This is a genomic window from Endozoicomonas sp. SESOKO3 (genome assembly GCF_024606255.1).
On sequence record NZ_JAHHPR010000667.1, the window covers coordinates 1 to 16020 of the forward strand.

The window sequence follows — 16020 nt, forward strand, 5'->3', positions numbered from 1 at the left end:
GTGTGGGGTTTCCCCATGTGAGAGTAGGTCATCGCCAGGCATTGAATAAAGCAAACCCCCAGTTGAGTGATCGGCTGGGGTTTTTGCGTTGAGGCCAGTGAAACGCACATACCTGGGCGGCCCCCACCGATGGTAGTGTGGGGCTTCCCCATGTGAGAGTGGGTCATCGCCAGGCATTGAATAAAGCAGAACCCCAGTTGAGTGATCGACCGGGGTTTTTGTTTGTTCATGCTTTGTTTGTGCAGTAGGTAAGCCCCAGACAAGAAGTCCGGGGTTTCGGGTATCATGGAGTAATTATCCAAGAAACGCCTGATAAGCCTTATTATTCGTCTCCTCGCAATAGTTGTATTCTAAGTCAGCCAGAAATTTGGCTATGTGCTGTCTCTCTGTTTCTGGTACTTCCAGACCTACGGCGACGCGGCCATAGGCAGCACCATGGTTTCGGTAATGGAACATACTGATGTTCCATCGGGCACCCAGTTTATCCAGGAAGTTGAGCAGGGCTCCCGGACGTTCCGGAAATTCAAAACAATAAACCACCTCATCCTTCACTGCTTTACTGTGGCCGCCCACCATATGGCGGATATGCAACTTGGCCATCTCGTTTTCACTAAGGTTCTCTACCGGATAACCTTTCTCTTTCAATTCATCGATCAGATTATCGATAGGCATCTGATCAGGATGAACTTGGACACCTACAAAGATTCGGGCATTTTTGGGATCATGGAAGCGGTAGTTGAATTCGGTGATGTTCCTTTTACCGAGGGTTTCACAGAACTGTTTGAAGCTGCCTGGTTGCTCAGGGATGGTGACAGCGATGATCGCTTCGCGCTTCTCACCCAATTCTGCACGTTCAGAAACATAGCGCAGACGATCAAAATTTATATTGGCGCCACTGGCTATAGCCATCAGTTTTTGATGACTGGCACCTGTCTCACTGACATACTTTTTGAGGCCAGCCACACTAGCTGCACCGGCAGGCTCACAAACCGAGCGGGTATCATCAAAGATATCCTTGATGGATGCGCAGATTTCATCAGAGCTGACCGTGATCACTTCATCAATGTATTGCCGACAGAGCTTGAAGGTTTCTTCACCGATCTGTGCTACGGCAATACCGTCGGCAAAAATCCCCACATGAGGCAATGTTACCCGCTCATCAGCTTCCAGAGCTGCTTTCAGGCAGGCAGATTCTTCATACTCAACGCCGATGACCTTGATATCGGGACGCAGATATTTGATATAGGTCGCTATACCCGCTGCCAAACCGCCTCCACCGACAGGGACAAAAACCGCATCGAGCTGTCCAGAATGCTGACGGAGAATCTCCATGCCGATCGTGCCCTGACCGGCAATCGTGTATGGGTCATCATAAGGATGAATGAAGGTATAGCCCCGCTCCTCAACGAGTTTCATGGAGTAAGCCAGTGCCTGATCAAAGGTATCGCCATGAAGGATGACCTTGGCTCCTCTGGCTTCGCAAGCTTTGTACTTTATTTCAGGAGTAGTGCCGGGCATCACGATAACGGCTTCGATACCCATGGTTTTGGCTGCCATAGCCACGCCCTGGGCATGATTACCGGCAGAAGCACAGGTCACCCCGCGGGCTTTTTCCTCGGCGGTTAACTGGGCCATCTTGTTGTAAGCGCCCCGGATTTTAAATGAGAATACGGGTTGCAGGTCTTCACGCTTCAGAAAAACCTGATTATTCAAACGCTTGCTGAGAAAAGGAGCCTCATGAACAGGAGTCTCAATCGCCACATCATAAACTTTGGCTTCGAGTATCATTCTTATGTACTGATGAGGCATGGGACTTCACTTTCTTAATAACTTATCTTGGTTGGACTGATTCTAAACAGCCATGTACGCAAGAAACAATCTTTAATCGTGTTCAGATAATAAAAGGTTATACGGAATTTAAGGTATTTAGTTCAGCGGGGGCGTATTTCTGGGGGTATAATCCCCGCTTCATTGTATATGACCGCAAGGTAGAGACATGACCCAGGACGAGCTGAAGAAGGCGACTGCCGAGGCTGCATTGCAGCGGATTCTCCCTCATCTGGAAGATGATATGATCATCGGTATTGGCACGGGGTCCACGGCCAATTTCTTTATTGATGCTCTGGCAGAGCACCGAAACAGTTTTGATGGTTGCGTAGCCAGTTCAGAGGCTTCTGCCGATCGTTTGAAACAGCACGGCATTCCAGTTTATGACCTGAACAGTATCGGTGAACTGCGCTTTTATATTGACGGGGCCGATGAGTCCAGTGATCACCTGCATCTGATCAAAGGCGGAGGAGCGGCCCTGACAAGGGAAAAAATTGTGGCTGCAGTGGCGAAAGAGTTTATCTGTATTGCAGACGAGAGCAAGCTGGTAGACGTGCTGGGCGAATTTCCGCTACCTGTTGAGGTTATTCCTATGGCTCGCAGCCATGTTGCCCGAGAGTTGGTTAAGCTGGGCGGTGACCCCGCTTACCGGGAAGGGGTTATGACGGATAACGGCAATATTATTCTGGATGTATGGAATCTGAAGATTACTGACGCCATAGGTCTGGAAGAAAAAATCAACCAGATTGTGGGAGTCGTGACCAACGGTTTGTTTGCGGCGAGACCCGCTGACGTGCTACTGCTGGGTACTGCTGAAGGGGTTAAGACCATCAAGCGCTGAGTAACGCGAGCCGGGTGCAAACCCGGCCATTTTTCCTGACATCTCAGCATGAAAAGTTATTCATCACAGGCACTGATAAATAATGTTTTCTTGACTCGTAGCTGTTAGAAAATGGAATTCAAAAAAAAGTGAAGTGAAGCCAGGACGCTGCCCAAAGAAAGTGACAGTATAATCAGTTCGCCGGTGTTCAGTTCATGATCCTGAGTATTGTGTTGTTTTGTATCCATACTGCTTCTCCCTACATCTTGTTATGAGCATTCCCTTGCTGGATATTTACACTCTAGGTCTGTAATAGTTCTGCCGCCTTACGACGTTGGTAGATATTTAGACTTAAGTCGAAGAAAAAAGTTTGGAAAAAAAAGCTGCTATGACTGAAAAAAATCCTTAATATAACTTTTCGAGAGAAAGAAGGATTTAAATAATCAGAAAATGGAATTAGGTCCTTTCCAAGAGAACAACAGCATGATAAGAAAAATGAACAAAACTCTGGCCGCTCTGGCGGTATCTGCCGCCGTAGCAGGCGCTTCCGGCTTGGCTCAGGCCGCCGACACTATAAAAATCGCTTTGGCTGGCCCGGTCACAGGTCCTGTAGCCCAGTATGGTGATATGCAGTTCAGTGGTGCAAAGATGGCTGTCGAGCAGATCAATAAACAGGGGGGCGTCAATGGCAAGCAGCTGGAAGCGGTGGTCTATGACGATGCCTGTGATCCCAAACAGGCTGTAGCGGTTGCCAACAAGATCGTTAATGACGATATCCGCTTTGTAGTGGGGCACCTGTGTTCTTCTTCCACCCAGCCTACTACCGACATCTATGAAGATGAAGGCATCCTGATGATCACCCCCGCCTCCACCAGCCCGGATATCACCAGTCGTGGGTATGAATTGATATTCCGCACCATTGGACTCGACAGTCTGCAAGGACCTACTGCAGGTAACTACATCGTAGAAAGCATCAAGCCCAAGCGCATGGCGGTCATTCATGACAAGCAGCAGTACGGTGAGGGCATTGCAACAGCCGTTAAGAACACGGTTGAAAAAGCCGGTATTGATGTAGCTGTCTTTGAAGGTGTCACATCAGGAGACAAAGACTTTTCGGCACTGATTGCCAAGTTGAAGAAAGAAGATGTCGATTTTGTTTACTACGGTGGCTACCATCCTGAGCTGGGTCTGATTCTGCGTCAGAGTGCGCAAAAGGGTCTGAAGGCTAAATTCATGGGGCCTGAAGGTGTTGGCAACAAAGATATTTCAGCCATTGCCGGTCCTGCTTCAGAAGGTCTGCTGGTGACATTGCCGAAGAGTTTTGATCAGGATCCTGCCAATGCCACACTGGTAGCTGCTTTCAGAGCAAAAGGTGAAGATTCATCCGGTCCTTTCGTATTCCCTTCCTATTCTGCCGTTCAGGTTATGGCTGAAGGCATGGAGCTGACCAAGAGTGAAGACCCGGACGAAGTAGCCGAAGTTTTGCGTTCAAATACCTTCAGTACGCCAACAGGTAACCTGGCCTTCGATGGCAAGGGAGACCTGAAAGACTTCAGCTTTGTCGTCTACGAATGGCATGCTGACGGAACTAAATCTGAAGCTTCAAAATAAGAGCCCGACCGGAAAATACCATCGACTATAACTGTGTTGGTATTTTCATTAAAGGGAGTGGTCTGCTCAGGCCGACATTGAAATGTTCAGTTGTCGGCCTGTTTGTAACTCATCTCCCACCTCTCAATCCCTGTTCAATCTCTTCCACACTGGGCAACTGCGATTGCAGATTTTCCGGCAGTGACTGAGTGAGCTGGTATTCCGAGACGCCAATGGGCTTTTGCATATCGCTGAGGGAATACTCTGCTACCAGCTTGTCTTTGTTCTTGCATAGCAGGATGCCAATGGTGGGCGCATCGCCCTCTTTACGCAGCTGTTCGTCCACGGCCCTGATGTAAAAGTTCAGTTTGCCTGCGTGTTCTGGTTCAAAATCAACCGTCTTTAGCTCAATCACCACATAACAATGCAGCTGGGCATGGTAAAACAGCAGGTCGATATAAAAATCCCGTTGTCCTACCTGTATATGATACTGCTTGCCCATATAAGAAAAGCCAGCCCCTAATTCCAGCAAAAACTGGGTGATATGCTCGGTCAAACCCTGCTCAAACTCACGCTCGTTGTAGTTTTGGGTCAAGCTCAGGAAATCAAACACATAGGGGTCTTTCAGGGTCTCTTGTGCCAGATCAGATTGTATGGCTGGCAGGGTGGTACTAAAGTTACTGACGGCCTGCCCCTCACGCTGCCAGAGGCTACTTTCTATCTGGTGAGTCAGAACACTCCGGCTCCAACCGTATTTGATAGTGTTCTGCACGTAATACAGGGCTTCCTGCTTACTTTGGCATTTATTAATAATCAGTTGATTATGCCCCCAAGGTATTTGGGTTAATTGTGCAACAGGCTGTTGCGCAATTGACCTATCTTCAGACCAGAACGTATACCATTGTCTGATCAACTCAAGATTTCGACGAGAAAACCCTTTGATTTCAGGAAATTCCGCCATTAAATCCTTACTGAGCTGTTTCAGGAAGCCGTCGCCCCAATTAGCTTTGGACTGTCGAAGAACAATGTCCTCCCCCAGTTCCCAATAAAAAGCCAGTAAGGTCGAATTCACCTGAACAGTTGGAACTACTGAACAGGAGCCTAACGAGTTATTACGTTTTTATTCGGCCTTAATCCCAATGGAATTAATGGTTCCAAGCTTTGATTGTAATTTTTACGGATAAATTACACTTTTTTTGTAATTACATATAACCCTATCTGTTCTATGCTCTTTAACCTAGGATATATGAGGCATTGAGCTATGACTGAAGTATCGAGGTATGAGTCGAAACTGTTTATTCATCATGCACTGGAATCTGTAAAAAGTTCAGGTGGGAACCAGAAACAGTTAGCTAAGTTGTTGGGGATTGAAGAGACTCGGCTTAGCGAAGCAAAAAATGGTAGATACTCTATTACCCCATCCGCTAAGCAAATGATTATTGAACATTTTGGTATGCCAAGACCTGGAAAAGGTGTTTATGTCAAAGGTGAGGTTTATGACAGTCTCGATGAGTTCATATGCAACTATGAGCAATCCAGTTTGGATAGGCACTTAAGTCGCTTAGCTAAGACGTTCAGTAGGTCGGACTATCAGGAAATTGCTTGTGGTTTATTCTATTGCTTGGTTGATAATGTAAGCGCTTCAGAAAAGCGCGATCTGAAAATTAAGATGATCAATGGTATTTTAAACGATGATCGCTTTGTAGAGTGGGGGAAGAAAGTAAGTTCGTATATTTATGGTGTTGAAAACCCCGCTTGTAATTCTCATAAAAGCTATGATGATCCGCCTGAACCTTTACCAGATTTTTCTTCTGAGCTAGAAAATGATCTGCTGAAAGGTTTTATTGATAGCGAGAGGAAATTATTTTCTTTTCCTAAAGGAAGGGATATTCATAAAGAAGAGTTTCGGAACACCTTTTATTGGCTGTGGCTATTAAAATACCATATGCCTGAGTTCAAGTTTGGTTTTCCTTTTGATGTGAAAACTCATCAGATGAAACAGATTGTTCTTACTGGGCGTGTAATAATGGATGACACCCATCAGACTGAAAAGGTTCGAGATATCAATCTTCACAAGGCCAGCGAGGTATCCACTCAATACAGCAGATACGAAAAGTTGGGTCATGTGCCTTATCTTGGGAGATATGTTCATCCGGAAGTAAGTATTGATCCACAATCCAAAATCAATTCAAAACCCGACTACTGGCCAATAACCCATCTCAAGTTATTTATGAATGAGTCAATGGAATATCACCTATGGATTAAGCTGGCCAGAGATTATCAATATAGTGATTCTCCTCAGATGGCAGATGAACGGGATATCATCATACGAAAAATACATTGGAAGGATTTATTTTCAGATATCGAGAAAATCAGAAAGTGGGTTGGCGCGGCTAACAGTCCAGAAGAATCTATCAAAACACAGATCGCGCTAGCTGGTGGATTTATTCCTGGTGCTGAAGTCCTTTGAGTCAGAACAAATATGGAAATCTTACCCTGCACTTCAGCAATGAAGCCCAGTGCAGGGCACTCACTCACCCCTTCAACATATCAAACACAACCCTGGCAAAGCCCCGAGCCAATTCAGGGTTGGAAAGATACTGCAACATCATTTCCTGTTGGGCTTCGTTGCTGTCCATTACAGCGTCATCAATGGCTTGTGGGAAGTCACCGAGCAGTGCTTGTTCAGCGGTATTGTTCTCAATCTGCCTCATCACGGTTTCGTTTTCGGCCAGTTTGTCCCGAACGGTGAAGGCATAACTGATCAGATCCGCATCGGTGAGGTTGTCGGTAATAAACATCTCATTCAGCCGTGCCACAATCTGGGATAAGAACTCTTCTTTCTTGTTCTTGGGTTTGGCTGAACCAACATCGCTGGAGGGTTCCAGTTTATAGCCCTCAGCGTCTTCCTTCAGTTCCCTCTCTTTTAAAGAAATGGCCTGCTGTCGAATCCTGGACAACCGGTAATGGCTCATCACCACGTTATCCAGGTCGATGTCATCTTCCTCGATGATTTTTTCACGGAGCAATGGGCGCAGGTAGCGGGCGAAGAGGCTGAGTTTTTCCAGATCCTTGTCGTCGTAGTCCACAATCTGGGACATAAACTCGTAGAAACGGGTGAAGGTGCCTAAATCCTTCTTGAAGATTTCCAGCCGATCTTTTTCCAGCTTGCACTCTTTGAAGCTGTTTTCAGCATTAGCGATTAACACGGCATCTTTGGTCTTCTTGGTGCGTTCAAACATCTCCTTGGCACAAACATAAGCCTCTACGGCGGAACTGTACCGTTTCTGCCAGCGATCCACAGCGGGCTTGCAGATATTGCTCACCGCTGCATTGCTTTTGCTCTTGGAAAGAAAAGCCTCGCAGAACTGTTCGACTTCGTTCCAGGTGAAAATGCCGCTGGCACGGAGCTTTTCGTAAAGGTCGAATACCTTATCCGGGTCTGTCACATCCGCCAGTTCAGCGATTTGGTAATACGGCTGAAACGCGTCCAGAATCTCTTCCGGCTCATTGACGAAATCCAACACAAAAGTGCCGCACTCGGCTTTCCCGGGGTAAGTACGGTTCAGGCGGGACAGGGTTTGCACACATTCAACTCCCCCCAGAGGTTTGTCCACATACATGGCGCAGAGCTTGGGTTGGTCAAAGCCGGTCTGGAATTTGTTGGCGACCAGCATAATCTGGTAGTCGTCGGTGTCGAAGGCTTTACGCATGTCCCGGCCTTTTAGCGCAGGGTTCATAGCGGTTTCAGTAAATTTTTGGTCCAGCAGAGCAGCGCTGTCCGGGTCGTCTTTGTGAAATTCCACCTCGCCGGAGAAGGCAATCATCACGGCGATCGAACTGTTGTGCTCTGAAAGATATTTATCAAACGCCAACTTATAACGCACTGCTTCCTTACGGGAACTGGTGACCACCATCGCCTTGGCCTGACCACCCAGCAAGCCCATGACATGCTCTTTGTAGTGCTCGATGATGACTTTTACTTTTTGGGAAATATTGTACTCATGGAGCCGCACCCAGCGGTTGAGTTTCACCTTGGCTTTTTTGCTGTCTACCTCTTCGTCCTTGGCCTCTATTTTTTGGGCCAGCTGATAAGCCACCTTGTAGTTGGTGTAGTTTTTCAGCACGTCGAGAATAAAGCCTTCCTCAATGGCCTGGCGCATGGAGTACACATGGAAGGCTTCGGGCAGGTTCTTCTTGGAAGCAGGCTCATTGGGCTTGGGCAGGCGACCAAACAACTCCAGAGTTTTCGCCTTGGGTGTCGCAGTGAACGCATAGTAATTCAGGTTGCTGCTGCCCCGGCGTGAGGCAATGGTTGCGTCCAGCATATCTTCTGAAGACAGTTCTTTGTCCTCATCCCCATACTCTTTATCAGAAGAGACACCCTCCACCATCAACACTTCTTTCAGCTTGCGGGCGGTGGAGCCGGTTTGTGACGAATGAGCTTCGTCGGCAATCACGGCGTAACGGCGTTCCTTCAGTCTGGTACTGTTCTCAATGGCCGCCAATACATAAGGGAAGGTTTGGATGGTGACAATAATAATCGGTTGAGCACTCTCCAGGGCCGCTGCCAGCTTCTCCGACTTGGAGCCATCGCCTTCTTTTTTGTTGATACGCCCCACTACACCGTCGGCGTGTTCAAACTGGTAAATGGTGTCTTGTAGCTGATCGTCCAGCACGGTTCGGTCGGTAATGACTATCACCGAATGGAACTGCTTATTGCCTTCGTCATCATAAAGAGTGGAAAGCTGGTGGGCAGTCCAGGCAATGGAGTTGGATTTACCGGAACCGGCACTGTGCTGCACCAGATACTTGTTGCCTGTGCCTTCCGCCCTGGCCGCTGCAATCAGCTTGGTGACTACATCCCACTGGTGATAACGGGGAAAGATCAGGGTTTCCTTTTTCGACTTGCGGCCTTCCCAGTCTTCCTTCTCTTCGATCTGCAAATGCACAAACCGACCGATAATATTCAGCAGGTTATCGGGCAGCAGTACCTCGTTCCACAGGTATTCGGTGGCGTATTCATTCTTGTCTTCTGGTGTATCATTGCCAGCACCGCCTTCCGCCGTGCCTTTGTTAAACGGCAGAAAGAAGGTATCGCTGCCCGCCAGTTTAGTCGCCATATACACTTCGTACTGACTCACGGCGAAATGCACCAGCGCACCCCGTTTAAAAGTCAGCAACGGTTCCGGCTTGCCGGTTTCCGGGTCTTTGGGCAGACGGGTCTTTTGATATTGTCGTTTAGCGTTTTCGATGGCCTGTTTGAATTCCGATTTCAGCTCCAGCGTTGCCACGGGCAAACCGTTGATAAACAACACCAGATCAATGCGCCATGCCTTGGCTTTTTTACCGGTTTCTGCCAGATGTGCGTCGACGCCTTCCCCCTCGGGGGAAGGTTGGGATGGGGGGACAAGATTGACATAAGGCGAATAAACAAGCTCCGGCACCACACGACAACGGTTTTCTTTATAGCGGGCCAGCGTATCCGGGTTCAGGGTATGTTCCGGCATAAACTGGCACAGGGAGAACCGGGCATTGCGAATCTTCAAACCATGACGCAATACGCCCAGTGTGCCAAAGCTGCGAAGCTCCTTATCAATGGCATTAGCGTCGGCTTTCTTTAACTGGTTGACCAGATGGCTGATAAAATGCTGTTCCGAATCCATCGGGAAGCTTTTGCAGAATTTCTGCCATTCCTTCGGCTGGGTGTTCTTCACAAAATCCAGCACATCGCTGGTATACAACGCCGTTTCCCGGTCGTACTGGTCGCCACTGCCCAGTAGCCAGCCTTTGGCTTGCAGGCGGGCGATCATATCGTTTTGGAATATCGATTCGGTGGTGCTATCCATATTTCACGGTCTCAAAATGGCACCTAAAGGTCTCTATCTGGGACTTTTCAGGGATTATGCAGACAGTGTCTGCACAATGTATCAATCTGGCTGAATTGTCTCCACACTGCGGAGACAATTCGAGGATTCCACTATTCAGTTTTATTCTCAATACGTTTTCGGGCGTTGCGGACAGCTTGCTGGAAGCGTTCTTCCAATAGTTCTTTGGGTGGCATTTTGGTGAGATAATCTGCAACATGGATATCACCTTCATGTAGCCCCAGTAACTCAATCTGTTCTTGCTTTTTACCTGCACAAAGTATGATACCAACAGGCGATTGTTCACCGGGTCGGCGATCGTATTTATCAAGCCAACGCAGGTATAGTTCCATCTGACCTTTGTATTCTGCCTTGAAATTATCTTTTTTCAGTTCAATAGCCACCAGACGGTTCAGGTCTCTGTTATAGAACAGCAGATCAATATAAAAGTCGTCATCATCGATCAGAACCCGGTGCTGACGGGCAACAAACGTAAAGCCCATACCCATTTCTAGCAGGAATTGCTGCATTTCTCGCAGAATGGCGTCTTCAAGGTCTTTTTCCACGAAGGTGTCATTCAGGTCGAGGAAGTCGAGCAGGTAAGGCTCTTTTAATACAAAACTTTCATTGATCCTGCCTTTTTCCCGCAATTGGTTCAGGTCGTGCTCTATGGTTGTTTCTGGCTTTCTGGACAGCATTGTGCGCTCGTACATCAAGCTGCCCATGCGATTTTGCAGGGTTCGGGTTGACCAGCCTTCCTGAGCTGCCATCAGGTAGTAGAACTCTCTTTTCAGGTCGTCTTCGATATAAATCAGTGCTTTTATATGGGTCCAGCTCAATTGTCTCCGCACTGCGGAGACAATCTCAGGATCGGGAAAAGTCTCCGCAAAGCGGAGACAATGATGGAGTTGTTTGTTGCTCCATCCCCTGCCAAAGGCTGCTGTCAGTTTTTTAGCCAGATCAGTGATAATTTGCTTGCCGTAATCGGCTCTTTCACCTTTCAGCACCTCAGTATGAATGCGCTGCCCCACCTGCCAGTACAGGAGGGTCAGCTCGGCATTTACCGCCACCGCTGCCCGTTGTTTGGCAGACTGGATCAGGTCTTTGATTTCGCCGAACAGGTTATCCGGCTCTTTTGATGAATCGGGTGTTTTGCTCATGCGGTGGCCTCTGCGGGGTGTTCTTGTTGTTCTGTTGCTGGCTGCCAGTCACGTACGTCGATTTTGCCGGTGACGGCGGCGGAGATTAGGGCTGTGCGGCGTTCTTGGAGGTATTGAATTCCCTCAACAGAGTTTTCCTCCAAGTCTGCAAAAGTGTTCATTTGTTCTTCTAATGAGTTATTGATCTGGTCTTGTTCTTCGCATGGTGGTACAGGAAATAAACTGGCAGATAAATACTCTTGTTCAATACTCTCTACAGTTGCCCCTTCTTTCGACCATTCCAACAACAAAGAATCAACATTGCCCAATATGTAGTTAGCGGCAAATTCGGTTTTCATCCGCCCATTGAATTTAAGAGCCTTCATGTCTTGATTCAGAGTGACTCGAACTGAGTTTATTGCGATCGGTATGGTTCTTTGAAGAATGCCTGAGCGTACTACCATTATGAGGGCACCACTATCTACAAAGTTTGTAGATGACTCCTCAACCGCTTTCTCAGTCAGCTTGTCCTGAGTATTAGAAATACGAAAAGACTTCATATCTTTTGGTGATACCCACGGTATATCACCTCCACTCCAATAGCTCAGATTGTCTTTGCTGGGTGTACCGCCTCCGCTGAATGAGCATAAATATTTGAGAGGAACCATTTCCCAATGCTCCGGCACTTCCCCAAGCCACTCCACACCGGAATCCTTCATCGGTGCATCAGGGTTCAGCCCCTTGGTGACAGCATGACTGATCACCGCCTGTCGTTTTTCTTTCAACAGCCGGATCAGGGATTGCTGCTCTTCGATCAGGGTGTCGATTTTGGCGGTTTCGTGGTCGAGGAAGTTGGCAATAGTAGCCTGTTCTGCAAAAGGCGGCTCTGGTGTTTTGATATTAACTAAATCAGAAGCATTGATAGCTGGATAGCTAACCCCAACAGAACGGGCTACAACCTCTTTGATAAAACCTTGAGCTCGCAGGCAGTATGCCGCAAACCGGTTATGCAAATATTTATTGGGTCTGATTACTGCAAACCCCGTAGACGCAATTAAATTTTCTGGCGGTTTTTCAACGGGGGCAATGGCTTCCAAGTAGGTTCTTACAGTAGAAATGATGACATCGCCATCTCGCACTATTCGCCTTGCTCTTGATGGTGCTTTTTCAAACATCATTGTTTCTGTGCGCCTAATACCTTCAGAAGCTGAAACACTTCCTATATCGACGTACTCAATTTCAAAATCCATTGCCACGGATTCAGAAAGAACTTCGTCATTATATGTGCAAAGAAATTTAAGCTGGCGAGCATTCCAGCCTTTTGGAATGTAGCCCAGCCATTCAACCCCAGAACTCGTATATTCCGGATAAGCCGCATATCTTTTGCGCTCAAGGCTGTTACCATCCATCACAACTCACCCCCCAGTCCCTGCTCAATTTCTTCAATACTGGGCAGTTGCGATTGCAGATTTTCTGGCAGTGATTGGGACAGTTGGTATTCCGAAACACCAATAGGCTTTTGAATATCGCTGAGGGCGTATTCCGCCACGAGTTTGTCCTTGTTCTTACACAGCAGAATGCCGATAGTCGGCGCATCGCCCTCCCTGCGTACCAGTTCATCTACTGCTTTGATATAAAAATTCAGTTTGCCTGCGTGTTCCGGCCTGAAGTCACCCGCTTTCAGTTCAATGACTACGTAGCAATGCAGGTGTGCATGATAAAATAAGAGGTCAATATAAAAATCCTGCGGTCCTACCTGTATATGAAACTGCTTGCCCATGTAGGCAAAACCTGATCCCAATTCCAGTAGAAACTGAGTGATATGCTTAATCAATCCCTGCTCCAGCTCTCGCTCTGTGTAATTATCAGTGAAGGCAAGAAAGTCAAACATATAGGGGTCTTTCAGGGTTTGCTGTGCAAGGTCGGACTGGACGGCAGGCAGCGTTGCATTGAAGTTGTTGGGCGCTTGTCCCTTCCGCTGCCAAAGTCCACTTTCAATCTGGTGAGTGAGGACGTTTCGGCTCCAGCCATGTTCTATGGTTTTGCCCACGTAATACAGAGCTTCAGCCGTTGTTTGGCACTTGCTGATTATCTTCAGGTTATGCCCCCAGGGAATCGACGTTAATTGGCCAACAAGCTGTTGGCTTTTTTCAACCTCATCCCGGTAGAACAGATGCCACTGACGGATGTATTTGATGTTGCTGAGGGAAAAGCCTTTAATATCAGGGAATTCGCTGCTTAAATCCTTATTCAGCTGCTTTAAAAAACCATCACCCCAATTTGCTTCAACCTGCCGCCGAACAATGTCTTCCCCCAGTTCCCAGTAAAAATTCAGCAGAGTGGAGTTCACCTGAACGGCTGCCTTGAGTTGGGTTGCCAGCACCTTCTGTTTAAGGTTTTTCAGCCAGCTTTTGTATTCCTTATTCAGGCTCAGGTTAATGTTGTTTTTTGGCTTGCTCATGAATGAACCTCTTTCAACAGGTTCATGATTCTAGCACTCACCGCATCCAGATCAGCATCAATGGCTTCCAGCGCACGGGGCGGCTGATACACATAGAAGTGTCGGTTAAAAGGAATCTCGTAACCCACAATTCCAACTTCACCATCCTGGGCATCGCACTTGTCGGCATTGATCCAGGCATCCGGTACATGGGGAGCCACTTCCCGGTTGAAGTAGGTTTCGATCAGGATGTGGGTGGGCATTGATGGGTCAAGAGGAATGTTCTCGTTATCCCGCAGGTCGCCATCGGTCTGGAATTCGACGATTTTGCCTTTGTATTCAAATGCGCCGTAGAGCGGTTGGGTTTCTTTATGTTCAGGATGAACGGTATGCGGCGGCGTCATGGACGACGAGGAGCCGCCCTTCAGCACCTTTTTGATGACTGGCTCGGCTTCGGGGTTCTTGAAGGTGACGGCAACGAGGAACTGCTTTTTCTCTTTGGCATCCAGCTTCAGGTTGGCGGCTTTGAGGGCGGCTTTCAGGTCTTTATCGAACTGGTTAAAGTCGTTGGACAGTACCGTTCCGACTGTATTTTGCAGAGTTTGGGCTTTCTCCATCAGCCCCCGCTGGAATAGCCAGAGTTTGTCGTTCAGTACCTCTTTAATCTGCTTCTCTTTCAGTTCTTTGAAGTCTTTTTTGATCTTGGTGCGAATGGTTTCTTCGTTGTCTGTCAGTGTTGTATGACATTCTGTGCCGAATTCCTCAACCATCCAGCGCATAACGGCGTTATACGGCTTGGGTGCATAGCGTAGACCCGTTACAGCGTCATCAGTAATCTGGGCGGACAGGCGAAGTGGGCGTTCCACGGTAATACGACGGTAGCCGAATTCATGACTGTCGAAAATTTTGGCGGCAAAGTTTTCTTCGGATGCTTCTGTAAAGGCTCCAAAGTTTTGGGTAATGATGCGACGGTCAGCTTCGCTCATTATGTTCCGCTTGGAACCTAGGGACTTACGCATCTTGCCGCACAGGTTTACGCCGTTAATTAGCTGCACTTTACCTTTGCGTTCATCGGACTTTTTATTGCTCAGCACCCACACATAGGTAGCGATACCGGTGTTGTAGAACATGTCTGTAGGCAGGGAGACAATGGCTTCGAGCAGGTCGGCTTCGAGAATATAACGGCGAATCTCGCTTTCACCACTGCCTGCACTGCCGGTAAACAGCGGCGAACCGTTGAGGATAATGCCGATGCGGCTGGGGTTCTGGTTCTCTGGCGTGATGTCCCTGAACTTGCTGATCAGGTGCATCAGGAACAGCAGCGAACCATCGGACACTCTTGGCAGGCCGGGGCCAAAGCGACCGTCGTAGCCTTTATGTTCATGCTCATCTTTAATGGTGCCTTCGATCTTCTTCCAGTCCACCCCGAATGGCGGATTAGACAGCATGTAGTCAAACTGGTTGCCACTGAGGTGATCGTTCGACAGGGTGTTGCCCAGTTTGATGCGGCTGACATCTTGCCCCTTGATCAGCATATCGGCTTTGCAGATGGCGTAGGATTCAGGGTTCAACTCCTGGCCAAAGGCTCGCATTACAGCATCTTTATTGTGCTCGTACACATATTCCATGCCAGACGACAGAAAGCCGCCTGTACCTGCCGTAGGGTCGTAAATAGTGCGGATAATGCCTTCCTTGTTCAGGGCATCGTCGTCTTCCATAAACACCAGGGAGGTGGTGAGTTCAACAATGTCCCTTGGGGTGAAGTGTTCACCGGCCGTTTCGTTGGAGGATTCAGCAAAGCGGCGGATCAGCTCTTCAAACACCAGGCCCATTTCGTGGTTACTGATGGCCTTCGGGCTCAGGTCGATGGTGGCAAACTTTCCCACTACCTTAAACAGCAAATTGGCTTCGTTCAGGCTGCCGACAAACTCATCGAACTTGAAATGCTCAAAAATTTCACGGGCATCTTTGGAGAACGACAGAACGTAGTTTTCCAGGTTGTCCTTGATGTCACCCTGACCCATCTTCGACAGGTTCATGGGTGAAGTATTGAAAAACGACAATCCAGAAGCACGCAGCAGCATCTTCTCCATACCCTCTTCAGGCAGGTTCATAGCCTTCACTTTTTCGTGCTGGGCAACCACTGCTTCCTTGGTGGGCTCCAGAACACATTCCAGACGGCGTAGCAGGGTAAACGGCAGGATGATGCGCCCGTACTGGGACTGCTTGAAATCGCCCCGCAGGAGGTCAGCTACGGACCAGATGAAGGCGGCAAGGTTGTTAGAGGTTTGGGTGTTGGGCATATCTTGACCAGATTGGACTTTTGGCTGGCAGGAG

At 48.1% G+C, this 16020-nt stretch carries 12 protein-coding genes; 3 read left to right on the forward strand and 9 right to left on the reverse strand.

Annotated elements, in window-relative coordinates:
* Both KDK18_RS11660 and ilvA read right to left on the reverse strand, forming a co-directional pair.
* On the reverse strand, nt 1–302 hold a 302-nt coding region (locus tag KDK18_RS11660; RefSeq protein ID WP_257255078.1), incomplete at its 3' end, for a hypothetical protein.
* Entirely contained in the window at nt 295–1809 is a 1515-nt protein-coding gene (ilvA, locus tag KDK18_RS11665) for a threonine ammonia-lyase, biosynthetic (RefSeq protein ID WP_257255079.1), read from the reverse strand. The genes ilvA and KDK18_RS11660, both read right to left, overlap by 8 nt.
* 187 nt (nt 1810–1996) lie before the next feature.
* Here ilvA and rpiA point away from each other — a divergent pair, with 187 nt between their 5' ends.
* The gene (rpiA, locus tag KDK18_RS11670) at nt 1997–2668 is read left to right on the forward strand and encodes a ribose-5-phosphate isomerase RpiA (RefSeq protein WP_257255080.1); all 672 of its coding nucleotides are present in this window, start codon (nt 1997–1999) and stop codon (nt 2666–2668) included.
* A gap of 104 nt (nt 2669–2772) precedes the next feature.
* On the opposite strand, the gene KDK18_RS11675 is transcribed toward rpiA, so the two are convergent.
* On the reverse strand, nt 2773–2895 hold the full coding sequence (locus tag KDK18_RS11675) for a hypothetical protein (RefSeq protein WP_257255081.1): 123 nt from the start codon (nt 2893–2895) through the stop codon (nt 2773–2775).
* 247 nt (nt 2896–3142) lie between these two features.
* Here KDK18_RS11675 and KDK18_RS11680 point away from each other — a divergent pair, with 247 nt between their 5' ends.
* Nucleotides 3143–4258, forward strand: coding sequence for a branched-chain amino acid ABC transporter substrate-binding protein (locus KDK18_RS11680; RefSeq protein WP_257255082.1), 1116 nt, complete (start codon nt 3143–3145; stop codon nt 4256–4258).
* A gap of 109 nt (nt 4259–4367) precedes the next feature.
* Here the strand turns inward: KDK18_RS11680 and KDK18_RS14765 are convergent, their stop codons facing one another.
* Nucleotides 4368–5309: a PDDEXK nuclease domain-containing protein gene (locus KDK18_RS14765; RefSeq protein ID WP_257255083.1), complete on the reverse strand. Its 942-nt coding sequence runs from the start codon at nt 5307–5309 to the stop codon at nt 4368–4370.
* A 189-nt stretch (nt 5310–5498) separates the two neighbouring features.
* Here KDK18_RS14765 and KDK18_RS11690 point away from each other — a divergent pair, with 189 nt between their 5' ends.
* Nucleotides 5499–6707 carry a helix-turn-helix transcriptional regulator gene (locus tag KDK18_RS11690; RefSeq protein WP_257255084.1) on the forward strand — a complete coding sequence of 403 codons (1209 nt, stop codon included), beginning with the start codon at nt 5499–5501 and terminating at the stop codon, nt 6705–6707.
* Nucleotides 6708–6771: 64 nt separating this feature from the next.
* Here the strand turns inward: KDK18_RS11690 and KDK18_RS11695 are convergent, their stop codons facing one another.
* The 5 genes from KDK18_RS11695 to KDK18_RS11715 form a co-directional block, all read right to left on the reverse strand.
* Nucleotides 6772–10086: a type I restriction endonuclease subunit R gene (locus KDK18_RS11695; RefSeq protein WP_257255085.1), complete on the reverse strand. Its 3315-nt coding sequence runs from the start codon at nt 10084–10086 to the stop codon at nt 6772–6774.
* A gap of 131 nt (nt 10087–10217) precedes the next feature.
* Complete coding sequence (locus KDK18_RS11700; protein WP_257255086.1) at nt 10218–11264, reverse strand: YhcG family protein; 1047 nt, start codon at nt 11262–11264, stop codon at nt 10218–10220.
* Nucleotides 11261–12652, reverse strand: a complete 1392-nt coding sequence (locus KDK18_RS11705) for a restriction endonuclease subunit S (RefSeq protein ID WP_257255116.1) — start codon at nt 12650–12652, stop codon at nt 11261–11263. Before KDK18_RS11705 ends, KDK18_RS11700 begins: the two co-directional genes overlap by 4 nt.
* The gene (locus tag KDK18_RS11710) at nt 12652–13704 is read right to left on the reverse strand and encodes a YhcG family protein (protein WP_257255088.1); all 1053 of its coding nucleotides are present in this window, start codon (nt 13702–13704) and stop codon (nt 12652–12654) included. Before KDK18_RS11710 ends, KDK18_RS11705 begins: the two co-directional genes overlap by 1 nt.
* A complete protein-coding gene (locus tag KDK18_RS11715) occupies nt 13701–15986 on the reverse strand; it encodes a class I SAM-dependent DNA methyltransferase (RefSeq protein WP_257255089.1) in 2286 nt (761 codons plus the stop codon). The genes KDK18_RS11710 and KDK18_RS11715 overlap by 4 nt, the downstream gene beginning before the upstream one ends.
* Nucleotides 15987–16020: the final 34 nt, after the last annotated feature.

Bases quoted from the DNA above. Each gene is read 5' to 3' on its own strand.
- KDK18_RS11710 (WP_257255088.1), bottom strand. From the start codon at position 13,704: ATGAGCAAGCCAAAAAACAACATTAACCTGAGCCTGAATAAGGAATAC.
- KDK18_RS11715 (WP_257255089.1), bottom strand. From the start codon at position 15,986: ATGCCCAACACCCAAACCTCTAACAACCTTGCCGCCTTCATCTGGTCC.
- KDK18_RS11705 (WP_257255116.1), bottom strand. From the start codon at position 12,652: ATGGATGGTAACAGCCTTGAGCGCAAAAGATATGCGGCTTATCCGGAA.
- KDK18_RS11690 (WP_257255084.1), top strand. From the start codon at position 5,499: ATGACTGAAGTATCGAGGTATGAGTCGAAACTGTTTATTCATCATGCA.
- KDK18_RS11700 (WP_257255086.1), bottom strand. From the start codon at position 11,264: ATGAGCAAAACACCCGATTCATCAAAAGAGCCGGATAACCTGTTCGGC.
- rpiA (WP_257255080.1), top strand. From the start codon at position 1,997: ATGACCCAGGACGAGCTGAAGAAGGCGACTGCCGAGGCTGCATTGCAG.
- KDK18_RS11680 (WP_257255082.1), top strand. From the start codon at position 3,143: ATGAACAAAACTCTGGCCGCTCTGGCGGTATCTGCCGCCGTAGCAGGC.
- KDK18_RS11695 (WP_257255085.1), bottom strand. From the start codon at position 10,086: ATGGATAGCACCACCGAATCGATATTCCAAAACGATATGATCGCCCGC.
- ilvA (WP_257255079.1), bottom strand. From the start codon at position 1,809: ATGCCTCATCAGTACATAAGAATGATACTCGAAGCCAAAGTTTATGAT.
- KDK18_RS11675 (WP_257255081.1), bottom strand. From the start codon at position 2,895: ATGGATACAAAACAACACAATACTCAGGATCATGAACTGAACACCGGC.